This window comes from Pontixanthobacter gangjinensis, assembly GCF_009827545.1.
GTDB lineage: Bacteria > Pseudomonadota > Alphaproteobacteria > Sphingomonadales > Sphingomonadaceae > Pontixanthobacter > Pontixanthobacter gangjinensis.
On the sequence record NZ_WTYS01000001.1, the window covers coordinates 1,282,586 to 1,304,959 of the forward strand.

The following is a 22,374-nucleotide window of genomic DNA, read 5'->3' on the forward strand; positions in this document are numbered from 1 at the left end:
TTACACTATGCACGCTCGATTCGCTTTGTGCCAAGCTGGCAATCAGTCTTCTAATTTGCGTCAATTCCCTCGGAGGGACACCCCATGAGTATCAATATCGGCCCGGCGGCATCGGATGAGCTTCGCCCCAAAATCACCGTTATCGGTGTTGGCGGTGCGGGCGGCAACGCAATTGCCAACATGATTGCCGCGAATATCGAAGGTGTCGATTTCATCGTCGCCAATACAGACGCTCAAGCACTCAACACCGCAGCTGCGGATATGCGCATTCAATTGGGCCCTGAAATCACCGGAGGTCTGGGCGCTGGTGCCCGTCCCGAAGTTGGTAAAGCTGCTGCAGAAGAAACCGTTCAGGAGATCGAAGACGCGCTCGAAGGTGTGAATATGTGCTTCATCGCGGCTGGGATGGGCGGCGGCACGGGCACTGGTGCGGCGGCTGTTATTGCCGAAGCTGCACGGCGCAAAGGCGTGCTGACAGTCGGCGTGGTCACCAAGCCGTTCCTGTTTGAGGGAACGCGCCGGATGCGCGCAGCCGATGCGGGCATCGCTGAACTGCAACGCCATGTGGATACGCTGATTGTCATTCCTAACCAGAACCTATTCCTGGTGGCGAAAGCCGAAACGACTTTCAAAGAGGCATTCCAGCTTGCAGACGAAGTTCTGCAGCAGGGCGTGCGTTCGATCACCGATCTTATGGTCATGCCGGGCCTGATCAATCTCGATTTCGCCGATGTGAAGTCGGTTATGCAGGAAATGGGTAAGGCGATGATGGGCACTGGCGAGGGTGAAGGTGAAAACCGCGCACTCGAAGCCGCCGAACGTGCGATTGCCAATCCACTACTCGATGGTGTGTCGATGCAGGGCGCGAAGGGCGTCATCATTTCGATAATCGGCGGCGAAGATATGAAGCTGCTCGAAGTTGACGAAGCGGCTAACCACATTCGCGAATTGGTCGACGAAGATGCCAACATCATATGGGGTTCGGCGTTCAATTCTGACCTTGATGGCAAGATACGCGTATCCGTGGTGGCGACCGGCATTGAAGCGGCGTCGGGCATGGTCGATGACACTGGCGAAACGCATTCGCTGTCGCTGGGCACATCGCGCGCTCCAAAGCGTCCGGTTTTAGACTTGCCCGAGGATGACGAGTTGGAGGATATTGCCGTAGAAGAGGAATCCGGTGCCCCTCTGAACTTGTCGAGTTTTGCTCAAGATCATGAATTTGATGATGAAGAAGAGAGCGAAGATGACGAAGTCGGTATCGTAGACCCCCTCGCAGGAATGCGTCAAAACTTGGCTGAAGACGAGGGCGACGATGAAAATGACTCGCTAGAGCTGCCAGAACCTGCTGACGATTCTGCGCATGCAACCGTGGGGGGAACTGGCGGCTTCACGGAAGAGGGTGACGACGACTGGGGGGATGTCGAAGATGCGCCATCCGCTGTTGAAACGCTGGACCTCGAAGATACAGATGAAGCCGAAGACGACGCGCCCGAACCAGACGAGCTGCTCCTCAACGCTGATAAGCTGGCCCAAGAAGATGAACCATTGCAGGTCAAGACTGGCAAGCGCAGAGGCTTAGTCGCTGGCGATGAGGGCGGCGGCGATAGCGGCGGCAGTACCTTGTTCGAGCGAATGGCAAACCTTTCGCGAGGATCGTCTGGAAAATCAGAAGGCGCAGATGAAGACGAAGAAAGCGATGATGAGGACGAGGGCGGCTCTGCACTGAACATCCCGCGTTTCTTGGGTCGCCAAAACAATCAATAGACACGCAGACGGCTCGTTCCGTTTCGGTTAAGATGATTGGCCGCACCAGTTGCGGCCAATCATGTTTTTTTAGTGATCGAAAAATGGGAAAGTGGGCCGGTCTTGGCGATATCTACGCAACAAATTGGTCAATTGTCAGGAACATACAGGCGCGCTGCGTTGGTGGGGTCTGCGCTCAGTGTTGTAAGCGGCGCCTCGTTCGGCTCCACAGCAATGGCTCAATCTGCCGAGTCCCCCGTTTCTCAGGCTGTTGTCCAACCATTGCCTCCTGCCGGAGTAAGCGAGTTGAACTCTGCTCTGCGCCGGCTCGCTGCGAACTCGCGCGACGTTAATGCCCTGGTTGATGCAGGAAATGCGTCGATCAAGGTCAATGACATTGATGCCGCGATCGGGTTTTTTGGCCGCGCTGAAGAGTTGTCTCCGGGTAATGCCCGAGTAAAAATCGGGCTTGCGGCCGCCTATGTGCGAAAGCAACGTCCACTTGATGCTTTGCAATTGTTTGATGAAGCAGAGCGGGCCGGGGCTTCCGCTGGCAACCTTTCGGGCGAGCGCGGCCTCGCATATGATCTTGTCGGTGACAATGGATCGGCGCAATTTCACTATCAGCAGGCGCTTCGCCTTAAGGACGAAGACGAACTGCGCCGCCGTCTTGCTTTAAGTTACGCGATGGCGGGTGATCGAAATGAGTTTGAAAAGACGCTCTATCCCCTGATTGTGAAGGAAGATTTTGCCTCCTACAGAACGCGTGCCTTTGGTCTCGCAATTCTCGGTGAAGAGGCTGAGGCAATTGCCATTACAGAAGCAGTTATGCCGCGAAATCTTTCTGCCCGGATTGCGCCGTATTTGCGATATTTGCCCCGCCTTACAAAGGCTCAGCAGGCAGCGGCAGCCAATCTTGGCATATTCCCGCGCGCAGCCCAGATCGGACGAGACGCACCGCAAATTGCCCAATATGCCGGATCGGAAGCAGCCGCACGGAGCGCAGATGCCCGGTTGACCCCGCAAGGCGAGCCGCTTGGCCGACGCGAAGATTCAACCAGCCAGCGCCGCCGCCCGGATCGTGGTCGTAGCGCGGTCGAGCAAGCTGCCAAACCGGTTGACGCCAAGCCTGCGCCATCGACAGCACAGGCAGACGCGGACACCCCGTCAAGATCGTCCCGGCCATCTTTGGCATCGATTTCAGATCCGTTGGCCCGCACCAGAGCGCCACAACGAATCCGTGTCAGAAAATCCGAGGTGGCCAAGCCCGAAGATCCGCCAATTGAAGATAGCCCGCCTGCGCAAGCATCAATTGCCGTGCAATCGGGTCCGGAGACTTCCGCTGGTACCTCTAGGCCCGCTACGTCGAGTCGGGCCGAACCCGTGGCCGCTTTGATCGCCCGCACTGATGGCGAACTGACGACAACCGCTGCTATTGATGAACCTGGATTTGATTTGGCGCGGGTCGGCCAGAGCGGCTCCACTGTTCCCGCGCAGGCTCTCGCCAAACCAGCGCCTGCTGACGCACCCACAACCGTGGCCGACGCGTTCGCTAGCTTCACTTTGGAGCCGACAACCGGTCCTGCGATGAAGCCGGGTGTCGTTGATATTCTGTCAATCGAGCCACCTCGCGAAGTTGCACGGAAGCCGGAACCCAAACTAGCGGCCGAACCGAAACCGCCTGCCAATCCGAGACGCTACTGGGTGCAGGTTGCAACCGGGCGCGACCGATCTGCGTTGAAGTTTGATTGGCGCCGGATAAGCCGCAAGACACCTGATATTCTAGGCGATAAATCTTCATTTGTGGCCGGATGGGGGCAAACCAATCGCTTGCTTGCCGGACCCTATTCAAGCTCCAGAGAGGCGCAATCGGCGGTTTCCGAATTGAAGGCAAAGGATGTAGACAGCTTTACCTTCACCAGCGCCGAAGGTGAGGAAGTCGAGCCGCTGAAATAGGCCGCTTGGAGGCTTGTCTAGGGGTTTTGCACAGACTGTGAACAGCCTAAATGACTTCTCCCCAGCGCTGCGGGACCATCTGATTGCAAGTGAATCGTTGCCACGCCATCCCCGCATCATGATTAATGGAACACCCACAAAGTCCAGTAGTTCGCCGCGATGAGGACCAGCCAAAAGTTCTTTTCGGCGAATGATGATGCGGCCCCGGTCGATATGCTCGCCGCATTGTTCGAAGCGCGCGGTTGGCCATTTGAGGCGCTATCTCGCGAAGAAATTTCCGTTGAAATTCAAGGAAGCTGGGCAAAGTATCAGCTTAGGGCGATTTGGCGTTCAGATGACAATGTATTGCAATTGCTGTGCCTGCCCGATGTGCGTGTTGCAAAGGACAAGCTGACGCCTGCCTATGAATTGCTGGCTAAGGTTAACGAACAATTGTGGCTTGGTCATTTTGACATTTGGTCCAAAGGCGGAGTGCTGGTGTACCGGAACGCGGCGCTGCTTGGCGATGAGGGGCTGCTAAGCCTCGACCGGGCGCAGGCCATTGTCGAAACAGCGGTTGAAGAATGTGACCGGTTCTACCCCGCGTTTCAGTTCGTTTTGTGGGGCGACAAAACGCCCGCAGATGCGCTTGATAGCGCGCTTGTCGATGCGGCGGGTGAAGCCTAGGCTTGGTCCCTGACTTAATTTTTGGGGGCAAAGATGGCGTTCGAGAAAATTCTGATTGTCGGTTTTGGCACTATGACCGGCGCCATGGTCGACGGCTGGCTGAAGGCCGGTGTCCCTGCGTCTCGCTTTGAAGTGTATCACCCGCGCGAAACAGACGTGGCGCACGGCCTAATCGTGCATAATCAATGGCCGACTAAGAAATTTGATGCGGTCCTGCTCGGCGTGAAGCCTTATATGATCGATGATATTGCGGCTGATCTAGGGCGCCTGCTGGGACCCGATACGGTGCTGCTATCGGTGCTCGCCGGCGTTGAATTGAACAGTTATTCCGACCGCTTTCCGCACGCAGGTGGCATAGTGCGGTTTATGCCAAATTTGGCGGCGGCCCTATGCAAATCTCCCAATGCATTGATTGGCTCAGGATTGAGCGAAGGAGCGCGCTGCTCTGTGTCCGAGCTTGCCAATCAGATCGGGACTGCTGAATGGATTGAGGATGAGGCGCAATTCGATTTGGTAACCGCACTTGCCGGATCCGGTCCGGGCTTCGTTTATCGGTTTATGGATGCGTTGGCAGCCGGAGCTACCGACCTTGGGCTCGAAGCGTCTCAGGCAGGGCGGCTTGCAGTGGCGATGGTGGAAGGTGCTGCGGCGCTCGCCAGCGCTTCGGATTATTCCCCGGGCGAACTGGCGCAACGGGTCGCAAGCCCCGGCGGGATGACGCAAAGGGGCCTGGATGTGCTTGATCGGGATGCTGCACTGAAGGATTTGATGACTGAGTGTTTACGCGCCGCGCGCGACAGGGGCGTAGAAATGGCCGCTGAAGCGAGGCAGAATGGTTAATCTGCTGCCGGATAGTTTTTTCGGTTTTGCTTGAAAAACTGTCAATTAGTCCCGATATTGCCCTCAGAGCCGGCGCCTATCGGGGCGGCGGGAAAATGGAGTTTAGATCACAATGGCTGATTGGAACAATGGTCGCGGAGCGCGCACCAATTTCAACGTAGCGCCCGGCATCAATGCTGACACCGGAAGCGCAGTCACATTTGACGAGGGCCTGCGCAAGCATATGCTCTCGATTTACAATTATATGACATCGGGCATCTTGCTGACCGGTGTTGTTGCCTTGTTGTTTGCCGAATCGGGCATGGCCGCTGATATTATGATCAATGGCGGCATCTTGAAATGGGTGCTTATCCTGTCACCTCTTGCTGTTGTAATGGCGATGAGCTTTGGCCGTAATAAATTCAGCACTGTGACCCTTCAAGGAATGTTCTGGGGATTTGCGATCCTGATGGGGCTTTCAATGTCGACCATTTTCTTGGTTTACACAGCAAGTTCAATCGCGGTCACTTTCTTTGCGACCTCTGCGGCCTTCGCGGGTCTCAGCCTGTTTGGTTACACCACTAAAAAGAATATGTCCGGCATGGGCAGCTTCCTGATTATGGGCGTTGTCGGCCTGATCGTTGCGATGGTCCTCAATATGTGGCTGCAATCACCTGGCCTGATGTATGCGATCAGCTTCATTGGTGTACTGATTTTCGCAGGTCTGACCGCCTATGATACGCAGCGTTTGAAGAAGGAATACCTGTCGATCAAGCAGGCAGGTATGACAAACCCTGCAATTGCAGCAGCCTATCCAATGGGTAAGATTGTGATCATGGGCGCGCTGACACTGTATCTGGATTTCATCAACATGTTCCAGTTCTTGCTATCGTTCTTGGGCAGCCAAGATTGATAGTTACATAAAAGACTCATTTAATAGTGCCCGGGATGTATAGCGCATTCCGGGCATTTTCTTTCGTGAATTGAAGCTTTAGGGTCCATCTTCAGACCAGAGTAAGGCAACGTGATCCACGGTGCCTTTTTGGGCTTCGGAGGAAATACGCAATGTTGCAGGCGAATGCTGCGAAAATACGTTTGGTCGCTGCCTCTATGGGGCTGGCTCTGCTGGCCGGTTGTGTGACGCCGCCGCCACCTCCTCCTCCGCCTCCACCGCCTCCTCCACCTGTGGTAAAAATCATTCCGCCTCGGCCAGTGCCGCCGGGTGGCGCGGTTCCTTCGATGTATGTTCCGCCCCGCGATGCCTACGGAATTCGGCAGACGGTCAATTACGGTCTTTCGACCCCGCAGACCGTGTGGAACCTTCGCTCTGCGTTGAATGTCGCCGCGCTGAATTGCCAAGGGCCGCAATATGAGGCGCTGATCCCTGCTTATAGCGCGCTGCTCGATAACAATAAGCGCGAACTCAGTAAGGTGAACAGCCAAATCGAAGCCGAGTATCGAACAACTTACGGTCGGACATATCGCGACGAGCTCGATAATTATATGACCAGGGTGTATAATTATTACGCTCTTCCAAATGCGCAGACCCAGTTTTGCAATATGGCGTTGGAAATCTCCAATGCCTCATTACTAATGGAGCCCGGCGCGCTTGAAACCTTCGCAGTGCAAAATCTGCAGAAGATGGAAGGCGTGTTCAATCAATTCTACAACGCGTTGGAGCAATATCGAATCGACGTTGCAGCATGGGACGCAGAATATGCGCCACCTCCTCCGATCTACACCAGCACATTTGCACCCACAGCAGGCTATGGAACTGAAGCAGCGCCAGTGACGGGGGTGCCAGTGACGGGGGTGCCAGTGGACGGGCCTCCAGTCGTTGGGCAGGGCGCCTATGCTGCTCCAGCCCCGGCGGGCATAATCGCGATTGAGGTCGCTCCTTCGGATGCAGTCGATGGTCAACCTGACGACGCCGCCGTAGAGGGCAGTACAGCCGAAGGTGATCGAGCCGAAGCCGCACCAACACCAAGTTTTACGCAAAGCGCCCCGATCGTATTCGTAAGCGATCCGGTGGTCGAACAAACGGAATCCGAAGACGAGGAATAACTCCGGCATCGAAGGGAAGCATGCGAGACCGCTAGCCTTGGCAAGCGATTGTCAGTAAGGGCTGCGGATGCATTTTCTCGACCAAGCCAAAATATACCTCCAATCGGGTGCCGGTGGCCCCGGTGCCGTCAGTTTTCGGCGCGAAATGTATGTCGAATATGGCGGCCCCGATGGCGGCAATGGCGGCAAGGGTGGCGACATTGTGTTCGAAGCCGTGGCTGGCCTGAATACTTTGATCGATTTCCGGTATTCGCAACATTTCAAAGCCAAGCGTGGCAACCACGGTATGGGCCGCGACCGGACAGGACGCGGCGCGGAGGATCTGGTCATTAAGGTACCAGTTGGCACCCAAGTTATGTCTGAAGACAAGGAAGAGGTGCTCGCCGACTTTACGGAAGTAGGACAGCGGATCACTTTCCTTGAAGGCGGAATGGGGGGGCGCGGCAATGCTAGCTATAAAAGCTCGACCAATCGCGCCCCACGGCAGCATCAACCGGGCGAAGCGAGCCAGGAATTGTGGGTTTGGTTGCGTCTGAAGCTGCTCGCCGATGTCGGTATGTTGGGCCTGCCTAACGCTGGAAAATCGACCTTTATTAATGCGGTTTCCAACGCCAAGGCCAAGGTAGGCGCGTATGCGTTCACGACCTTGGTTCCCAAACTCGGCGTGGTTCATCACAAAGGCCGCGAGTTCGTGCTCGCGGATATTCCCGGCTTGATTGAAGGTGCTGCTGAAGGCGCTGGTATTGGTGACCGGTTTCTTGGCCATATCGAACGCTGCCGGGTGCTGATCCATCTGGTCGATATTTCCGGAGATGACCCGGCCAAGGCGATGAAAATCGTGCGTGACGAGCTTGCAGCCTATGGTTCGGGACTTGAAGACAAGCCGCAGCTGATTGCGCTCAACAAGATTGACCTTGCCGATGCCGAGTTGGCAGAAGGCTTTGCCAAGGAATTGCTCGAGGCTGGCGCGGAGAAAGTCTTCGCCGTTTCTGGGGCAACAGGCCAAGGCATCAGCGAGATGCTGGATGATGTGCTTACTTATCTGCCAGACCGGACCTCAACCGAGACACAAGCGGCAGAAGAAGAATCAATTGACGAAGCGGAACCTTGGTCGCCAATCTGATTTCTTGGCAACGTGCTTGCTTCAAAAAAGAACGCATTGTCGCTAGATGATGGCGCTATGACAATCGAATCGCTTCGCGATCTGACATCGGCAGAGACTTGCAGCACGTTGGTGCTGAAAGTCGGTTCGTCGCTACTGGTCGATGCGAAAGGCCAGCCGCGGCAAGAATGGTTGGCCGGATTGGTCGATGAAATCGCTAAGATGTGTGCGCTGGGCCAAAGGATCGTGGTCGTCAGCTCTGGGGCGATTGCGCTGGGTGCGGCGCGGCTGGGATTGCCCAAAGGCGGACGCGCCAGCCTCGCCGATGCGCAAGCTGCGGCTTCGGTCGGCCAGATTGCACTTTCCGGTTTGTGGTCCAGCCTCCTTGAGCAACGGGGGCTTTCTGCGGCCCAAATGCTGGTCACTTTGGGTGATCTTGAAGAACGCCGGCGTTATCTCAACGCATCTTCGACCTTATCACGCTTGCTCGAAGCCGGTGTTGTGCCAGTAGTGAACGAGAATGACAGCGTGGCCACCGAAGAAATCCGTTTTGGGGACAATGACCGACTAGCGGCACGTGTCGGCCAGGCGGCTGGTGCAAATGCGGTGATCTTGCTGTCAGACGTCGACGGATTGATGGACCGCGATCCGGCCGAGCCCGGGGCTCAATTCGTACCGATTGTGCGCGGGGTGACAGATACTATTCGCGCCATGGCCGGCGCTATTTCTGGTTCCGGAATGGGTTCGGGGGGAATGGTTTCGAAGATTCAAGCAGCTGAAATTGCTGAACGCGCGGGCATCTCTCTCGCGATTATTAACGGTCAAAATCAATGCCCAATTTCGCGTGCCGTCGAACGGAATCTCGGGACTATCTTTGTGCCAACTCGCCAAGATGGCGCTAAGCGTGCTTGGCTGGGTGGTCGGATTGCCCCGCTTGGCACATTGGTGGTGGATGAAGGCTGTATCGCGGCATTGGCGAAGGGTGCCAGCCTGCTTGCAGCGGGCATCGTGAGAGTAGACGGTACATTTGAGCGGAGCCAATTGGTGACCATCGCTGACAGCGATGGATGCGCAATTGCACAAGGGCTGGCCGAATATGACGCAGAAACTTGCGTGCGGCTGTCCGGGAAACGCCAGTCAGAACAGGCAGAGATCTTGGGCCACGCACCGCGATCAGCTGTTGTTCACCGCGACCACATGGTGATGTTATGACTGTGGCAATTACCGGCGGCACCGGCTTTGTCGGGCAAGCCGTTCTTGATGTGATGGCGGAAAAGGGCATTCCCGTCAGGGCGCTGGCGCGAACGGTTCCGACCGACCGAAACGAGGTGGAATGGATTGCAGGCAGCCTGTCAGATCGCGACGCGCTGGGCAGCCTGACAAAAGGCGTTGATGTGGTCATCCATATCGCCGGATTGACTAACACCCCTGATCCGGCCCAATTCGAAATTGCCAATGTTACCGGCACCGCCGCCTTGATTGACGCGACGAAGGCAGCCGATATTAAGCGTTTCATCTTTGTTTCCTCGCTTTCGGCGCGCAAACCAGATTTGTCGGCCTATGGCGCGTCAAAGCTGGCGGCGGAAAAGCTCGTCGAAGCAAGCGGGTTGGAATGGACGATTGTCCGTCCACCAGGCGTTTATGGGCCGCGAGACGTCGATTACCTCGATATGTTCAAAGCGGCGCGTTTAGGTGTTGTTCCTTTGCCGCCGGGCGGGGCATCATCGATGATCCATGTCGATGATCTTGCAAGTTTGCTGATTGCGCTCGTGTCGCCATCACCAAAAATCCGGCGCAAGGTTTTTGAACCCGATGATGGGCGAGAAGGCGGCTGGTCGCATAAGGAAATGGCAGCAGCAATTGGCGATGCGTTTGGGCGACGGGTGCTTGCTCCGCATTTGCCAAAATCGGTGCTGCTTGGCGCCGCCAAGATTGATCGTTTGATCAGGCGTGACAAAGCCAAACTGACTGCGGACCGGGTAGGTTATATGTGCCACCCTAATTGGGTTTCGCGGTCTGACAGAGCGATCCCGCCAGAGGTTTGGATGCCCGCAATAGCGACGCCGGAAGGTCTTAAGTCGACCGTGGATTGGTATCGCCAAAAGGGCTGGCTTTAGAACGCCGGATCGAAACCTGGCGGCAATTCGCCATCTTCTCCGAGCGGTGTGTGAATGCCGCACTCGGTTTTGTCCCAGCCTTTCCAGCGTCCTGAACGCGGGTCTTCGCCGGGCGCGACCTTGTTGGTGCAGGGCGCGCAACCGATTGAAGGATATCCTTGCTCGACCAGCGGATGGCGCGGCAAGTCATGTTTTTCAAAATGGGCCTGAATATCCTGCGCTGTCCAATCGATCAGGGGATTAATCTTCAGCCTCCCATGCGCATCGGAAGTATCCACTTCAAAGCGAGGTAAATTGGCCCGTGTGGCCGACTGAAACGCTTTGCGTCCGGTCAAAGTTGCATCATAATCTACCAGCGCATTGGCAAGCGGGATGACTTTGCGGATTTCGCAGCAGCCATCGGGATCATAGGACCAGCGTAGGCCCGTTTCATCTTTAGCGGCGAGAGCTTCGGCATCAGGCGTCAGATTGCGCAAATTGGTTAAGCCGAGCTTTGTTGCCAGCTCGTCGCGATAAGCGATTGTCTCGGGGAAATGCTTTCCCGTTTGGAGAAATAGCACTGGTAGGTCCGGTGCAACTTCGGCAATCAAATGCAGCAGAACCGCGCTTTCTGCGCCAAAGCTCGATACAGTTGCAAGATCACCAACCACATTGTCGTCAATCAGATTCGCCAGCATCTCGCGGGTGTCCTGGCCGCGAAACACGCGGTTCAACCGAACGGCGTCCTCGTCTGTAAAACGTGGTGTTGTGTCGATACGGTCAATGGCGCGCTGTATATTCATCAGGTGTCCGGATGCCGCAGTTTCCAAATTGGTGTCCGGTCGTCGGCTGCTGCCTGATAGACGTCAGGCCAGCGATCCAGTGCGGCATTGAAGTCGGTTTCGTTCATCAGAGCATCGGGCTGAAATGCATCGAAGCCGCAGCGGCGCATGTTACCGACTTGATCAACCAGAACGTCGCCGACAGCGCGGATTTCTCCGCCATAGCCAGCCTCGCGCAGGATACGCGCGGCGGAGTAACCGCGGCCGTCGCCGTAGACTGGGAAATTGACTTCAACCAAAGCAATCCGGTCAAGATGCGGCAGCAAGTCGCGTGCATCATCGCCCGGTTCGATCCGCACGGCTGTCGCATTGGATTGATCTAGGAAAGAATCGACGGTCACGCTGGCATGATCGACCGCTTCATCATCACGAAACCGGAACTGCACGCCGTCAGGGCTGGTGCCAATCGGGTCAGTCATAAAGCGCCTCCTTGAATGGCGCCATGCCGATGCGGCGATAGGTGTCGAGGAACCGTTCTCCATCCTCCTTTTGGGCAAGGTAGACATCGGTCACAGTTTCGACTGCATCAACCACTCCGGCCTCATCGAAGCCGCGCCCGGTAATTTTGCCGAGAGCAGTGTCTTCCGCTTCGCTACCGCCGAGCGACAGCTGATAATTTTCGACGCCCTTCTTATCGACGCCCAAGATGCCGATATGGCCAGCATGGTGATGCCCGCAGGCGTTGATGCAGCCGGAGATTTTGAGTTTTAACTCGCCCAATATATCGCCTTTGCCGCTGGCTGCGAAACGATCGGAAATTGTCTGCGCCAACGGGATTGAGCGCGCATTGGCGAGGCTGCAATAATCGAGACCGGGACATGCGATGATATCGCCGATTTGGTCCAAATTGGGGGTGCCAAGGCCTGCTTCATCCAACTTGGTCCACAAAGCATGGAGATCGGCAATTCTGACATGCGGCAGGACGATGTTCTGCGTGTGCATTACGCGCAATTCGTTGAAGCTATATTGCTTCGCCAGTTCCGCCATCAAATGCATTTGTTCGGCAGTTGCATCGCCGGGGATGCCGCCAATTGGCTTCAGGCTGATCACGGCGCTGACATAGGCATCATTCTTGTGGCGGTGCGTGTTGCGATCCACCCAAAGTGCGAAATCGGGATCGCTGCGATCAATTGACTTTGGTCCATCGGAGAAATCGGGGTCTTCGAAGAAGGTTCTGATGCGTTCCAGCTCGGCGATTGGAGGCTCGATGCCTTGATCCAGTAAATGCGCGAATTCCTCTTCGACCTGCCGAGTGTATTCTTCTGCACCAAGTTCGTGGACGAGAATTTTGATCCGCGCTTTGTATTTATTGTCGCGGCGGCCGTATCGGTTGTAAACGCGCAGGCAGGCTTCTGAATAGGTCACAAGCTGATCGAGGGGCACAAAGTCGCGGATGTTGGGTGCAATCATCGGTGTTCGCCCCATACCGCCGCCGACATAAAAACTCGCGCCCAAATCCCCATCATCATTACTGACAATCTGGATGCCGATATCGTGCAATCGCATAGCGGCACGGTCCGTATTGCTGGCGATAACCGCAATCTTGAACTTGCGCGGCAGATACATGAATTCCGGATGGAAACTCGACCATTGGCGCAGCAATTCAGCATAGGGACGCGGATCGACCAATTCATCGTGCGCTGCGCCGGCAAAATGGTCTGAGCTAATATTGCGAATGCAATTTCCGCTGGTCTGGATTGCGTGCATTTCAACGTCAGCCAGATCGGCGAGTAGATCGCCCGCCTGTTCCAGCTTAATCCAATTATACTGGATATTTTGGCGAGTGGTGAAGTGGCCATAACCGCGATCATACTTGTCCGCGATATCTGCGAGCACGTGCATCTGGCTGCCATTCAGCGTGCCATACGGTATCGCAACGCGCAGCATATAGGCGTGAAGCTGGAGATAAAGGCCGTTCATCAGCCTGAGCGGCTTGAATTGATCCTCGCTCAACTTGCCGTCGAGGCGGCGCTGGCACTGGTCGCGAAATTCTGCAACGCGGGCATCGACCATATCTTGGTCATATTTATCATAGAGGTACATATCAGATTACCCAATTGCCGATGTCAGGATCGGCTGGTTTGAGAGTCAGGTCAGGCCGCACAGTGGGGCCAAGCGCCCGGATGCGGTCCTTGATGTGATTTGGGCGAGGGGTGCCATCAGCCAATGTCGCTTCTAGTGAATAGGGTACGTTGACACGGCGAGAGCTTTCCTCGCGGGCCAGTATTACTTCTGCATCATCGCCTACCTCGACCGCATCTTCGATATGGATCGACCAGCTTGCGCCATCCCACCACACAACCGCGCCGCTCCTCAGATCATTACCGGTGAGGATAATCATGCCGCGATCTCCAAAGCCACTTGCGCAATTGCTTGGTTATCGCGTGCGGTGACTTCACCGATGATGATTAGAGCAGGGCTTATCACGCGTTCATTCCTGATCAAATCCGGGAGGGCCGCGAGCGGTCCGCGCAACACGCGCATTTCTGGCCGGGCTGCATTTTCGATGATCGCAATTGGCATGTCGGGCGCAAGGCCATCTGCCATTAATTTTTCAGCGATTTGAGGCGCGGTTTTGACGCCCATATAAATCACCAAGGTTCGGTTTTGCCCGGCGAGGCCTGCCCAGTCTTGATCCTTGAGGCCTTTGCACTGGCCCGCGACGAAACTGACGATACTTGCGCTGTCGCGGTGAGTTAACGCGATTTGTGCGGCTGCGGCGGCACCATTGGCAGCGCTGATGCCTGGGACAATTTCGACCCGAACGCCAGCGGCATGGCAATCTTCCATCTCTTCGCCGCCACGGCCAAAGGTGAAGGGGTCCCCGCCTTTCAGACGCACTACATCTCGGCCAGCCTTTGCCTCGCGCACCAGCAACGCGTTGATTTGGTCTTGCGGTAGTGTGTGTTTTGACCGCTGCTTTGCGACCGATACCAGCCGGGCATCGGGCCGCGCCAAGGCCAGAATGGCAGGGTCGACCAAGCCATCATGTACGATCAGATATGCGTTCCGGATCAACCGCGCCGCGCGCAGGGTCAGCAGTTCGGGATCACCAGGACCCGCGCCAACGAGATAGACTGTACCAAAATTTTCCATGCGGCCCAATTGGGCTAAGGGCCGCTGCGCTGCCAGTGAGAATGCGTGTCAGCCAAACAAGCAAACTTGTTGAAAGCCGATGTAACCTATCAAGAAGCTCAGCTTTTATCCTTGTCTACTCGTTGGGCCACAGCGGCGATAAGCTGGTCGAATTGAGCATTGCCGCGCAGGTTCAAATCGCGCTGCGGGAAAGGTATTTCGATGTCATTCTCTTTGAACAGATCCCACAGCTTCTTCAGGACTTCGCTCTTAATGTTGCCAATCCCGGCCTCTGGATCGCGAATCCAGCATTGGATGACGAAATCGACCGAGCTGTCGCCATATTGGTTTAGCCAAGCCGTCGGAGGCGGCGATTTGAGCACGCGTTTGCAGCTTTTTGCGGCCTCGAGCATCAATTTCTCAGCCTCGTGAATGTCGCAATTGTAGGACACTCCGACAGGTATTTGCATGCGGACATTGCGCGATGAATAGGACCAGTTTTCCACCTGATTGATCATCAGATTTTCGTTCGGAATCAAATATTCTTTTTGATCGCGCGTGGTGATCGAAACCGCCCGAATGCCAATTTTCCGGATCTGTCCGAACGTCGAAACACCCGCCTGATCTGCCACAGCAATCACGTCACCCGGTTTGATCGACTTGTCCATCAGCAGAATAATACCGGCAATCAAATTACCGAAGGTCTTTTGCAAACCGAAACCAATCGCCAGACCAAATGCGCCAGAGAATACGGCGAGCGCGGTCAAATCAATACCCAGCAAGTCGATGCCAAGGAAAAAAGCCGCTGCCCAAATTGCGATCGTAGTAAGCTTTTCCGCAAGCAGATGTTGGGTGTCATCGAGCTTTGTGACTCGTTTCAGCAATGCCGAAGATAGACGGGTAGTTACCCAAGCGAGAGCAATCACGAGGAATATCACGCCAATAACGACAAGCCCGTCCCACAAAGAGATCCGCATGTCGCCCACGCTGAATGCCATGGCGTCAAGCGTATCGATCATGCTGCCGACAGTTTCGCTTTTTTCGGTAATCGCTTCTTTGGCTTCGTCAGCCGCGCCAACCGCTTCTGTCGGGGCGACTTCTGGTGCGGCAGGCGCCTGCACAGCAGCCGAACCCTCTCCGTCCGTAGGAACCAGCGTTACCGTGTCACCGGCTTGCAGCGCAGTATCTTGTGCCTCGGTTTCAGGGATTGTGGCTGCAGTTGTCATGCTTGCTCCATGGCCGCGAAGCCCTGTTCTAGATTTTCGATAAGGTCTTGCGGGTCTTCCAAGCCGATGGAGAGGCGAATTGCAAGGTGCGCGCCTGTTCCCCACTCCTTGGGTGGCCATGCGGAATTTGTGCGAATAGGTGCCGGGTCAAACGGAATGGCGAGGCTTTCAAACCCGCCCCAACTGTATCCGATACCGAACAGATCTAGCGCATCGATAAACCGCGCCCGAGCTGTCTCATCGGCGGACTTCAACACAAAGCTGAATAAGCCGCATCCTCCAGCGAAATCGCGTTTCCACAATTCGTGGCCGGGTGCGCCGGGAAGCATTGGGCAAAGGACGTGCGAGACTTCGGGGTGCTGGGCGAGCCATTTGGCGATATCTAGCGCGGTTTTGCTAGATTTATCTAGCCGCACAGGCATGGTTCTGAGGCCGCGAAGCGCAAGCGCCGCATCGTCAGGAGACACCACATGACCGAGCGCTTGCGCCGTCCTGCGCAATTTCGTGTAGTATTTCTTCCCGGCTGACGCGCTGCCCATCATCAGATCGGAATGCCCACCGACGTGCTTTGTAAGCGACATGATAGATATATCGCAGCCATGCTGGAGCGCGGGCAGCCCGAGAGAGCTGCCCCAAGTGTTGTCAATCAAGCTTACCGCGCCATGCTCGCGGGCAATAGCGGTCATCGCGGGGACATCGCAGATTTCCATTGTCAGGCTGCCGGGACTTTCGAGCATGACCGCTTTGGTGCGCGGACAGAATTGCTGTGCGAAGCTATCAAGATCAAGCGGATCGAAGAATCGCGTTACGACACCGAATTGTTTGAGAATGCCGAGCCCCATCATTCGCGTTGGTTCATAAGCGTTGTCGGTTACCAGCAGGACATCGCCGGGCTTGAGCACTGACATCAGCGCGCCAGACAATGCCGCGACGCCGCTGGGGTAAAGGGTGGTTCCAAATGCACCGGACTCCAATTTTGTAAGCGCATCTGATAGTGCCCATTGGGTGGGTGCACCGCGCCGGCCATAGAAGAACTGCCCGTCCTCATTGCGCTTCGCATCGCTGGTGAACGCCTCCATATCCGGATAGAGGTGCGTGCTGGCGCGCCAAACTGGCGGGTTCACCACCGGACCTGTCCATTCTGGTTTGCGTCCTGCGATTACGACCTTGGTATCACGGCGCAGATTTTCATTGTGTTTCGCCATAATCAGTTGGCGGCTCCTATTTCCTTGGGAGTTGCCGGATCGGCGCCCCATTCGCTCCAGCTGCCATCGTACAATGCGCCTTGTTTGCCGAGCAATTGCATTGCGAACAGAACCACCGACGCGGTCATTCCGCTTCCGCAACTGGCAGTGACGGGCTGGTCCAGGTCGATCCCGACTTCGTCAAAGACCGCGCGCAGCTCTGAGGGCGGCTTGAAAGTACCATCTTCACCGAGCAATCGGAGGAAATGCAGGTTGCGCGCTCCAGGAATATGGCCGCCGGCCAAACCGTGGACGGTGTCATCCACTTCGCCTGAAAACCGGCCTGCATCGCGCGCATCGATGATTTGTTCGGACCTTGTCTCGCAATTGGCGATCATCTGTTGCTTATTGCGTACAAAGGACCGATTTTCCGCTCGGACGACAAAGTGCGAAGTCGCGGGCGAGGCAGGCAATTGGGCAGGGCCTTGCTCTACTCTGCGCCCTTCAGCCATCCATTTTGCAAGGCCGCCATCAAGGACAGCGACATTGTCAAACCCGAACATGCGGAAGATAAAGAAAGCGCGGGCCGAGCTTCGAAGAATGCTGTTATCATACAAAATGATGCTGCCTGGCGCCGAGACGCCTAATTCTGACATGCGCTGTGAAAATTGTTCCGCGTTTGGCAGAGTAGCGGGAACTGGAGAGTTCTCGTCTTTCAGGCTGGGCAGGTCAAGAAAACGTGCATCGGGAATGTGGTGGCTCAGGAATTCGGCCCGGGCATCTCGGCCTGCGCCAGGCAAATGTGCTGATGTGTCCAGTATAATTACATCGCCAAGATGGCTGGCGAGCCAGTCGGTGGTTACCAAAATTTCCATTCTACCGGAGTAGCGCCGGAATGGACTTCCGTCGATAGCTCGCATGGCTGCAGCAAGGTCTAGAAATCAGCCGATCTGACGCAGCCCGATATTGCGATAGGTCTGGGCCATCTCATCAAGCCGAAACGGGAGTAATTTACCTTTGCCGCCATCAGGTCTGACACCAACAACAAATGTCTGGACTATTGTATCAATGCTTTCAGCTTCGATCCGCAGCCGCAGAAGGGGAACAAATAATTTTGCGCTGCCTTGTGCGATGGTCTTGATCTGACTGAGCGGTAGGCGGAACTCACCCTTGACCTCTTGTGCGTCCCGGGCTCTGACTTCTGCCACAAATGATGCGAACGCCAATTGGGAGTTGTCATCCGCCAATTGCTCGCTGACCGGTGCCTTGCCATGCGCCGACACTAGATCCGCATAAACTGAAATATCTTCAATTTTTCCGGAACCAAGATTTTGAAGTTCCAAGTGGTAAACTAGTGTTGCGTTCATCACGCTACGGCTGAGGCTCAAGGCGGCCACCTTGGCCTGGAATTTGGATTTGGCAGCCGAGAATTCTACGGGTGGAGGCGTGGGATCTTTTAGTTTCTCAGCAGGCGCTATTTCACTGTTTTTTCCGCCTAAGGCTGGGGCTGTGTTGCGAACCAGAGGCGGTTCGATTTGCGGAACAGTTTCAGCTGCAACTTGTCGTCTCCTCCAGAATAGCAACCCGCCGAAGCCAAGCAACGCAAGCCCGCCGACAATAATGAGCCAGCCGAGCCAGCCGCTTTCATTATCTTGCGAAGTTACAGCCGGATTGGCTGCCGATTGGCCAGCCGTGTTTGGTAGCGCGGCTGAAGGGCGCTGTTCGCTCGGGCCGGTCTGTCCATCGGTGTCCTGCTCCCCGCCTGTTTGCGCCGGCGCAGCAGGCGATACTGATTGTTGCGCCGTTGAAGAGGATTGGGTGGCCTGTCCTGTGGCGCGCGCGGTCGGCGCTTCCCGAGGTGGAGCTGGAGCCCGGCTGCCGTCCCTAACAGGTGCAGTTTGGTTTGGCGCTGGCGTTTGACCACCCGATAGCTCAGCTGTTGGCGCTGCTGTCGGAGCCGGAGTAGGGGTAGGCCTATTAATGACTCTCGGCGCGACGGGAGTCCCCTCCAAATCCACAGGACCCTGAACTTGCGGCGTTGGGGTTGGTGTCGGTGAAGGTTGGAGTTGAAAATCGCGCACAGCACCGGGGGACGCAGCCAGAGGGGCAGCGAGTGCAATCGCGATCAAGGAAAGGGTCAATCGGAAGGTTTTCATCTGTCTCAAGAAGTCCAGCAGGGCGGCGCTGAATAGGGTCTGAATCCTGCAATGGCTACAGGTGACTTGTGCTAAGGGCGCGATCACGGCATCAGCGCGGCATGAGTGACACACATTCCGCCAATGCCGCACCCCAATTTCTGGGCCAGCAAACCCCGTTACCTGCTTCACCGGAGGAGGCAGTTCTCGACTATGTCCCCAATCCTCGTGCGGGGGCGCTATATCTGACGCGTTTTGCCGCGCCGGAATTTACGTCACTTTGCCCGGTGACAGGGCAGCCTGATTTTGCGCACTTGGTGATTGATTACGCGCCTGGCGAAACGATCGTCGAATCGAAAAGCCTCAAATTGTTTCTGGGTAGTTTTCGCAATCATAATGGCTTTCATGAAGATGTTACGGTCGGTATCGGCCAACGGCTGTCAGATGAGATGAAGCCGCGCTGGTTGCGGATAGGCGGATATTGGTATCCGCGGGGCGGTATTCCGATTGACGTTTTCTGGCAAACTGGCGCGCCGCCGGAGGGGCTATGGGTCCCAGATCAGGGTGTGCAGGGCTATCGCGGGCGAGGGTAGGTCCGCAATTCCTTCATGCCGTAATTATGGGCTCTTACCATCACCCTGAATATGTAAGGCCGTGCTTTGGGTGCTGGTCATGCCCCCTTTCGGCGCAGACTACGGTGATGTTGATCATCAAGACATTTCGCGAATCGAAATCGCGCGGGTCGCAAATCCGTCGTGGCAAACCGTAAGCAAGGCTTATTACGAAGCTATCGCTCCGTCTTATAGCGATTGTTGAGAGACCGGCTGCCGCGGCATCCGAATTGTCTTTCCAAGGGATGCTATTTCAGGCGTCGGCCTTGGTCTGGTCCGTGAATTGATTGTGGCTACATTCTACACACGCGTGAACGTATCGCCAATTTATGATGATGGCCCGCTCGAATTTGATTCGCAGAGGTGGCCATGGGCTAGGCAATATGCAGGCTAGGACAAGCCCGATTGACGCATCGTTCGGGCTTGGCAGGCAGCGCGGGCTAGCATTGCACACGGTCAGATTTTCTGACGCCCCCTCCGGCCCGTGATCACGGCCTTGAGCGCAAGCGTCGGCGATTCGTGAAAAATGGTGCCGGCTTGAGGATTCGAACCCCAGGCCTGATGATTACAAATCAACTGCTCTACCAACTGAGCTAAGCCGGCCCATTATCTTGCAACCAAATTGGCTGCGGCGCGCCCTTTGCTTCAAAATGTACCAAAGGTCCACCCCTCAGTTGCAGCTATTTTTGCTGTGAGCGATTTTGGTGCCCATCGACGCGGGTTTTTTGCGACCTTTCGAAGCCAAGCAGCAGTCAAAATTGCATCGGCACTGTGGTCGTCCAACTCGCCCGATTCGCTTGGAAATTTTGATCCCAAGACCTTTAATGCGCTGGCCAAGTCAGCGTAATTCCGTATCTTGCTCCGGCCAGCATTTCTACCTGCCTCGATTGCCGCGAGGCCAGTGTATATTTCGGTGATGACCGACCCGGAATCGGGGACTGGATCAATCGGCCAGACCGGAAGTTTGCCGCCTAATTTGTGTAAAACCCGCATTCCGGTGAGGCTGGATTTCCCCACCTGCGCTGCGCCTACGAGGTTGAAATTGCTGTAAGGTTTACATCCTTGAGCTTCTTGCGCACGTTCTGTTACGCGGAAGCGGCCCCTTTTGTGTTGGGCGCTCGCTGCATGGAATCGGTCGCCTTCACGCCCGCCATGGCGGCGGAAATAGCGGGAAAGCTGAGGGTGATCGACCAGGCTGGTAGCTTCGAGATTGGGGTCGTTCTCGCAGATGGTGTCGATCAGCTGCCATAGGCTACGCGCATCTGATGGACTGCTGGGCCAATCTGGAAAGAACGACCCGAAATCTTCAAATGGAAGCGAGATGCCCAAATCCAGTCCTACCAGAGTATCGGCGGGAAGATCATAGGTCAGAAAGTCCAATACGTCAGCGCGCGACCAATTTTTATCGCGATGGATCAAGGTAGGAGAATAGTTGCCCGCTTTGCACATCGCAAGCGCGATGCCCGGTTGACGTGCGCCAATTGCGCCCGACCAATCCACCGCTAGAAAATTTCGGAAGCGGCCCGGATACATTAGCCGCGAAGTTCTTTGCGTTTCTTGTCCCACCAATCCATGCGTTCGCGTACTTTGCGTTCGAATCCGCGCTCTACTGGTGCATAATACTCCTGCGGTACCATGCCATCAGGCCAGTAATTGTCGCCGGAAAACCCGCCTTCCGAATTGTGGTCATAAGCATAGTCTTTTCCGTAACCGATATCCTTCATCAGCTTGGTCGGGGCGTTCAGGATATTCTGAGGCGGCGAAAGGCTGCCCGTTTCTCGTGCACTTTTGAAAGAGGCCTTTTGGGCGATATAGGCGGCGTTCGATTTGGGGGCTGTGGCCAGGTACAGACAGGCCTGTACAATCGCGACCTCTCCTTCTGGACTGCCGAGAAATTCATACGCCTGCTTGGCAGCGAGGCATTGCGTTAGCGCCTGAGGGTCGGCCAAACCGATGTCCTCGCTGGCAAATCGCACGAGGCGACGCAGGACATAGAGCGGTTCTTCACCAGCCGTCAGCATTCGCGCCATATAATAAAGTGCGGCCTGAGGGTCGGAACCGCGCAGGCTTTTATGTAGCGCGGAAATCAAATTGTAATGGCCGTCGCGGTCTTTGTCATAGACCGCAACGCGGCGTTGCAGAAACTTGCCAAGTGCCTGCGGGCCTAGCTGCGAGGCAATCTTGGCAGCGTAAAGCGTCTCGGCTTGGTTTAGCAAGAAGCGCCCATCACCATCAGCCGAGGCGACCAGCGCGTCGCGAGCTTCGGCTGTTAGCGGGAGGCGACCTTCCAATTGTTCGGCGCGATCCAGCAAGGTTGAAAGCGCAGTTTGATCGAGCCGCTGGAGGATCAACACTTGGGCCCGGCTGAGCAAGGCTGCGTTGAGAGCAAAGCTGGGATTCTCTGTCGTCGCGCCGACCAGAGTCACAGTTCCACGCTCGACGAATGGCAAGAAGCCGTCTTGCTGTGCGCGATTGAAACGGTGAATTTCGTCAACGAATAATAGTGTTCGCTGTCCCGCTTTGCTGGCGGCTTCAGCAGCCGCAAAGGCCTTTTTGAGGTCGGCAACACCCGAAAATACCGCGCTAATCGCCTCAAAACGCATCCCCACAGCATCTGCGAGCAAACGCGCAGTGGTCGTTTTGCCCGTGCCGGGCGGCCCCCATAATATCATCGAGGACAATTTACCCGCAGCGACCATCCGCCCGATTGCGCCTTCGGGCCCCGTCAGGTGGTCTTGCCCAACGACTTCGCCGAGAGTGCCGGGGCGCAATTTGTCAGCCAGCGGTGAATCGCTGGTCGGATTATCGCGCGGTGTCTCTGGCGGAAGGTCATCTGGAAACAGGTCGGTCAT

At 55.9% G+C, this 22,374-nt stretch carries 21 protein-coding genes and 1 tRNA gene; 10 read left to right on the top strand and 12 right to left on the bottom strand.

Annotated elements, in window-relative coordinates:
• Positions 1-84: 84 nt before the first annotated feature.
• The 9 genes from ftsZ (at position 85) to GRI36_RS06090 (ending at position 10,470) form a co-directional block, all read left to right on the top strand.
• Positions 85-1,767, top strand: a complete 1,683-nt coding sequence (gene ftsZ, locus GRI36_RS06050) for a cell division protein FtsZ (protein ID WP_160597643.1) — start codon at positions 85-87, stop codon at positions 1,765-1,767.
• A gap of 213 nt (positions 1,768-1,980) precedes the next feature.
• Positions 1,981-3,702, top strand: a complete 1,722-nt coding sequence (locus tag GRI36_RS06055; RefSeq protein WP_160597644.1) for an SPOR domain-containing protein — start codon at positions 1,981-1,983, stop codon at positions 3,700-3,702.
• 159 nt (positions 3,703-3,861) lie between these two features.
• The gene (locus GRI36_RS06060) at positions 3,862-4,368 is read left to right on the top strand and encodes a type III secretion system chaperone family protein (RefSeq protein ID WP_160597645.1); all 507 of its coding nucleotides are present in this window, start codon (positions 3,862-3,864) and stop codon (positions 4,366-4,368) included.
• Between the two features lie 33 nt (positions 4,369-4,401).
• Entirely contained in the window at positions 4,402-5,208 is an 807-nt protein-coding gene (locus GRI36_RS06065) for a pyrroline-5-carboxylate reductase family protein (RefSeq protein WP_160597646.1), read from the top strand.
• Positions 5,209-5,320: 112 nt separating this feature from the next.
• Positions 5,321-6,100 (top strand): Bax inhibitor-1/YccA family protein, encoded by a 780-nt coding sequence (locus GRI36_RS06070; protein WP_160597647.1) that lies wholly within the window; start codon positions 5,321-5,323, stop codon positions 6,098-6,100.
• A 152-nt stretch (positions 6,101-6,252) separates the two neighbouring features.
• Positions 6,253-7,251, top strand: a complete 999-nt coding sequence (locus GRI36_RS06075) for a hypothetical protein (RefSeq protein WP_160597648.1) — start codon at positions 6,253-6,255, stop codon at positions 7,249-7,251.
• 67 nt (positions 7,252-7,318) lie between these two features.
• Positions 7,319-8,374: a GTPase ObgE gene (obgE, locus tag GRI36_RS06080; protein WP_160597649.1), complete on the top strand. Its 1,056-nt coding sequence runs from the start codon at positions 7,319-7,321 to the stop codon at positions 8,372-8,374.
• A 57-nt stretch (positions 8,375-8,431) separates the two neighbouring features.
• Positions 8,432-9,565, top strand: a complete 1,134-nt coding sequence (gene proB, locus GRI36_RS06085; protein WP_160597650.1) for a glutamate 5-kinase — start codon at positions 8,432-8,434, stop codon at positions 9,563-9,565.
• Entirely contained in the window at positions 9,562-10,470 is a 909-nt protein-coding gene (locus GRI36_RS06090) for an NAD-dependent epimerase/dehydratase family protein (protein ID WP_160597651.1), read from the top strand. Before proB ends, GRI36_RS06090 begins: the two co-directional genes overlap by 4 nt.
• Here the strand turns inward: GRI36_RS06090 and GRI36_RS06095 are convergent.
• The 9 genes from GRI36_RS06095 to GRI36_RS06135 form a co-directional block, all read right to left on the bottom strand.
• A complete protein-coding gene (locus GRI36_RS06095) occupies positions 10,467-11,252 on the bottom strand; it encodes a phosphoadenylyl-sulfate reductase (RefSeq protein WP_160597652.1) in 786 nt (261 codons plus the stop codon). The genes GRI36_RS06090 and GRI36_RS06095 overlap by 4 nt on opposite strands.
• A complete protein-coding gene (locus tag GRI36_RS06100) occupies positions 11,252-11,710 on the bottom strand; it encodes a DUF934 domain-containing protein (RefSeq protein WP_160597653.1) in 459 nt (152 codons plus the stop codon). Before GRI36_RS06100 ends, GRI36_RS06095 begins: the two co-directional genes overlap by 1 nt.
• Positions 11,703-13,334 (bottom strand): nitrite/sulfite reductase, encoded by a 1,632-nt coding sequence (locus GRI36_RS06105; RefSeq protein ID WP_160597654.1) that lies wholly within the window; start codon positions 13,332-13,334, stop codon positions 11,703-11,705. Before GRI36_RS06105 ends, GRI36_RS06100 begins: the two co-directional genes overlap by 8 nt.
• 1 nt (position 13,335) lies before the next feature.
• Positions 13,336-13,632 carry a DUF2849 domain-containing protein gene (locus tag GRI36_RS06110; protein WP_160597655.1) on the bottom strand — a complete coding sequence of 99 codons (297 nt, stop codon included), beginning with the start codon at positions 13,630-13,632 and terminating at the stop codon, positions 13,336-13,338.
• The gene (gene cobA, locus GRI36_RS06115; RefSeq protein WP_160597656.1) at positions 13,629-14,387 is read right to left on the bottom strand and encodes a uroporphyrinogen-III C-methyltransferase; all 759 of its coding nucleotides are present in this window, start codon (positions 14,385-14,387) and stop codon (positions 13,629-13,631) included. Before cobA ends, GRI36_RS06110 begins: the two co-directional genes overlap by 4 nt.
• A 98-nt stretch (positions 14,388-14,485) precedes the next feature.
• Positions 14,486-15,592 (bottom strand): mechanosensitive ion channel family protein, encoded by a 1,107-nt coding sequence (locus tag GRI36_RS06120; protein WP_160597657.1) that lies wholly within the window; start codon positions 15,590-15,592, stop codon positions 14,486-14,488.
• On the bottom strand, positions 15,589-16,797 hold the full coding sequence (gene metC, locus GRI36_RS06125) for a cystathionine beta-lyase (protein ID WP_235902177.1): 1,209 nt from the start codon (positions 16,795-16,797) through the stop codon (positions 15,589-15,591). The genes GRI36_RS06120 and metC overlap by 4 nt, the downstream gene beginning before the upstream one ends.
• Before the next feature lie 2 nt (positions 16,798-16,799).
• Positions 16,800-17,651, bottom strand: coding sequence for a sulfurtransferase (locus GRI36_RS06130; RefSeq protein ID WP_160597659.1), 852 nt, complete (start codon positions 17,649-17,651; stop codon positions 16,800-16,802).
• Between the two features lie 66 nt (positions 17,652-17,717).
• Positions 17,718-18,917, bottom strand: coding sequence for an LPXTG cell wall anchor domain-containing protein (locus GRI36_RS06135; RefSeq protein ID WP_235902178.1), 1,200 nt, complete (start codon positions 18,915-18,917; stop codon positions 17,718-17,720).
• Positions 18,918-19,033: 116 nt separating this feature from the next.
• Here GRI36_RS06135 and queF point away from each other — a divergent pair, with 116 nt between their 5' ends.
• Positions 19,034-19,504: a preQ(1) synthase gene (gene queF / locus GRI36_RS06140; protein ID WP_160597661.1), complete on the top strand. Its 471-nt coding sequence runs from the start codon at positions 19,034-19,036 to the stop codon at positions 19,502-19,504.
• A gap of 545 nt (positions 19,505-20,049) precedes the next feature.
• Here queF and GRI36_RS06145 read toward each other — a convergent pair.
• From GRI36_RS06145 to GRI36_RS06155, 3 genes are all read right to left on the bottom strand, one after another.
• Positions 20,050-20,125 (bottom strand) — tRNA-Thr (locus tag GRI36_RS06145).
• Between the two features lie 42 nt (positions 20,126-20,167).
• A complete protein-coding gene (locus GRI36_RS06150) occupies positions 20,168-21,055 on the bottom strand; it encodes a hypothetical protein (protein WP_160597662.1) in 888 nt (295 codons plus the stop codon).
• Positions 21,055-22,374 (bottom strand): replication-associated recombination protein A, encoded by a 1,320-nt coding sequence (locus GRI36_RS06155; RefSeq protein WP_160597663.1) that lies wholly within the window; start codon positions 22,372-22,374, stop codon positions 21,055-21,057. The genes GRI36_RS06150 and GRI36_RS06155 overlap by 1 nt, the downstream gene beginning before the upstream one ends.

Bases quoted from the DNA above. Each gene is read 5' to 3' on its own strand.
- GRI36_RS06120 (WP_160597657.1), bottom strand. From the start codon at position 15,592: ATGACAACTGCAGCCACAATCCCTGAAACCGAGGCACAAGATACTGCG.
- GRI36_RS06070 (WP_160597647.1), top strand. From the start codon at position 5,321: ATGGCTGATTGGAACAATGGTCGCGGAGCGCGCACCAATTTCAACGTA.
- GRI36_RS06095 (WP_160597652.1), bottom strand. From the start codon at position 11,252: ATGAATATACAGCGCGCCATTGACCGTATCGACACAACACCACGTTTT.
- GRI36_RS06100 (WP_160597653.1), bottom strand. From the start codon at position 11,710: ATGACTGACCCGATTGGCACCAGCCCTGACGGCGTGCAGTTCCGGTTT.
- GRI36_RS06110 (WP_160597655.1), bottom strand. From the start codon at position 13,632: ATGATTATCCTCACCGGTAATGATCTGAGGAGCGGCGCGGTTGTGTGG.
- queF (WP_160597661.1), top strand. From the start codon at position 19,034: ATGAGTGACACACATTCCGCCAATGCCGCACCCCAATTTCTGGGCCAG.
- cobA (WP_160597656.1), bottom strand. From the start codon at position 14,387: ATGGAAAATTTTGGTACAGTCTATCTCGTTGGCGCGGGTCCTGGTGAT.
- GRI36_RS06065 (WP_160597646.1), top strand. From the start codon at position 4,402: ATGGCGTTCGAGAAAATTCTGATTGTCGGTTTTGGCACTATGACCGGC.
- GRI36_RS06075 (WP_160597648.1), top strand. From the start codon at position 6,253: ATGTTGCAGGCGAATGCTGCGAAAATACGTTTGGTCGCTGCCTCTATG.
- ftsZ (WP_160597643.1), top strand. From the start codon at position 85: ATGAGTATCAATATCGGCCCGGCGGCATCGGATGAGCTTCGCCCCAAA.
- GRI36_RS06150 (WP_160597662.1), bottom strand. From the start codon at position 21,055: ATGTATCCGGGCCGCTTCCGAAATTTTCTAGCGGTGGATTGGTCGGGC.
- GRI36_RS06155 (WP_160597663.1), bottom strand. From the start codon at position 22,374: ATGACCGACCTGTTTCCAGATGACCTTCCGCCAGAGACACCGCGCGAT.
- proB (WP_160597650.1), top strand. From the start codon at position 8,432: ATGACAATCGAATCGCTTCGCGATCTGACATCGGCAGAGACTTGCAGC.
- GRI36_RS06105 (WP_160597654.1), bottom strand. From the start codon at position 13,334: ATGTACCTCTATGATAAATATGACCAAGATATGGTCGATGCCCGCGTT.
- GRI36_RS06055 (WP_160597644.1), top strand. From the start codon at position 1,981: ATGGCTCAATCTGCCGAGTCCCCCGTTTCTCAGGCTGTTGTCCAACCA.
- GRI36_RS06090 (WP_160597651.1), top strand. From the start codon at position 9,562: ATGACTGTGGCAATTACCGGCGGCACCGGCTTTGTCGGGCAAGCCGTT.
- metC (WP_235902177.1), bottom strand. From the start codon at position 16,797: ATGGCGAAACACAATGAAAATCTGCGCCGTGATACCAAGGTCGTAATC.
- GRI36_RS06130 (WP_160597659.1), bottom strand. From the start codon at position 17,651: ATGGAAATTTTGGTAACCACCGACTGGCTCGCCAGCCATCTTGGCGAT.
- GRI36_RS06060 (WP_160597645.1), top strand. From the start codon at position 3,862: ATGAGGACCAGCCAAAAGTTCTTTTCGGCGAATGATGATGCGGCCCCG.
- obgE (WP_160597649.1), top strand. From the start codon at position 7,319: ATGCATTTTCTCGACCAAGCCAAAATATACCTCCAATCGGGTGCCGGT.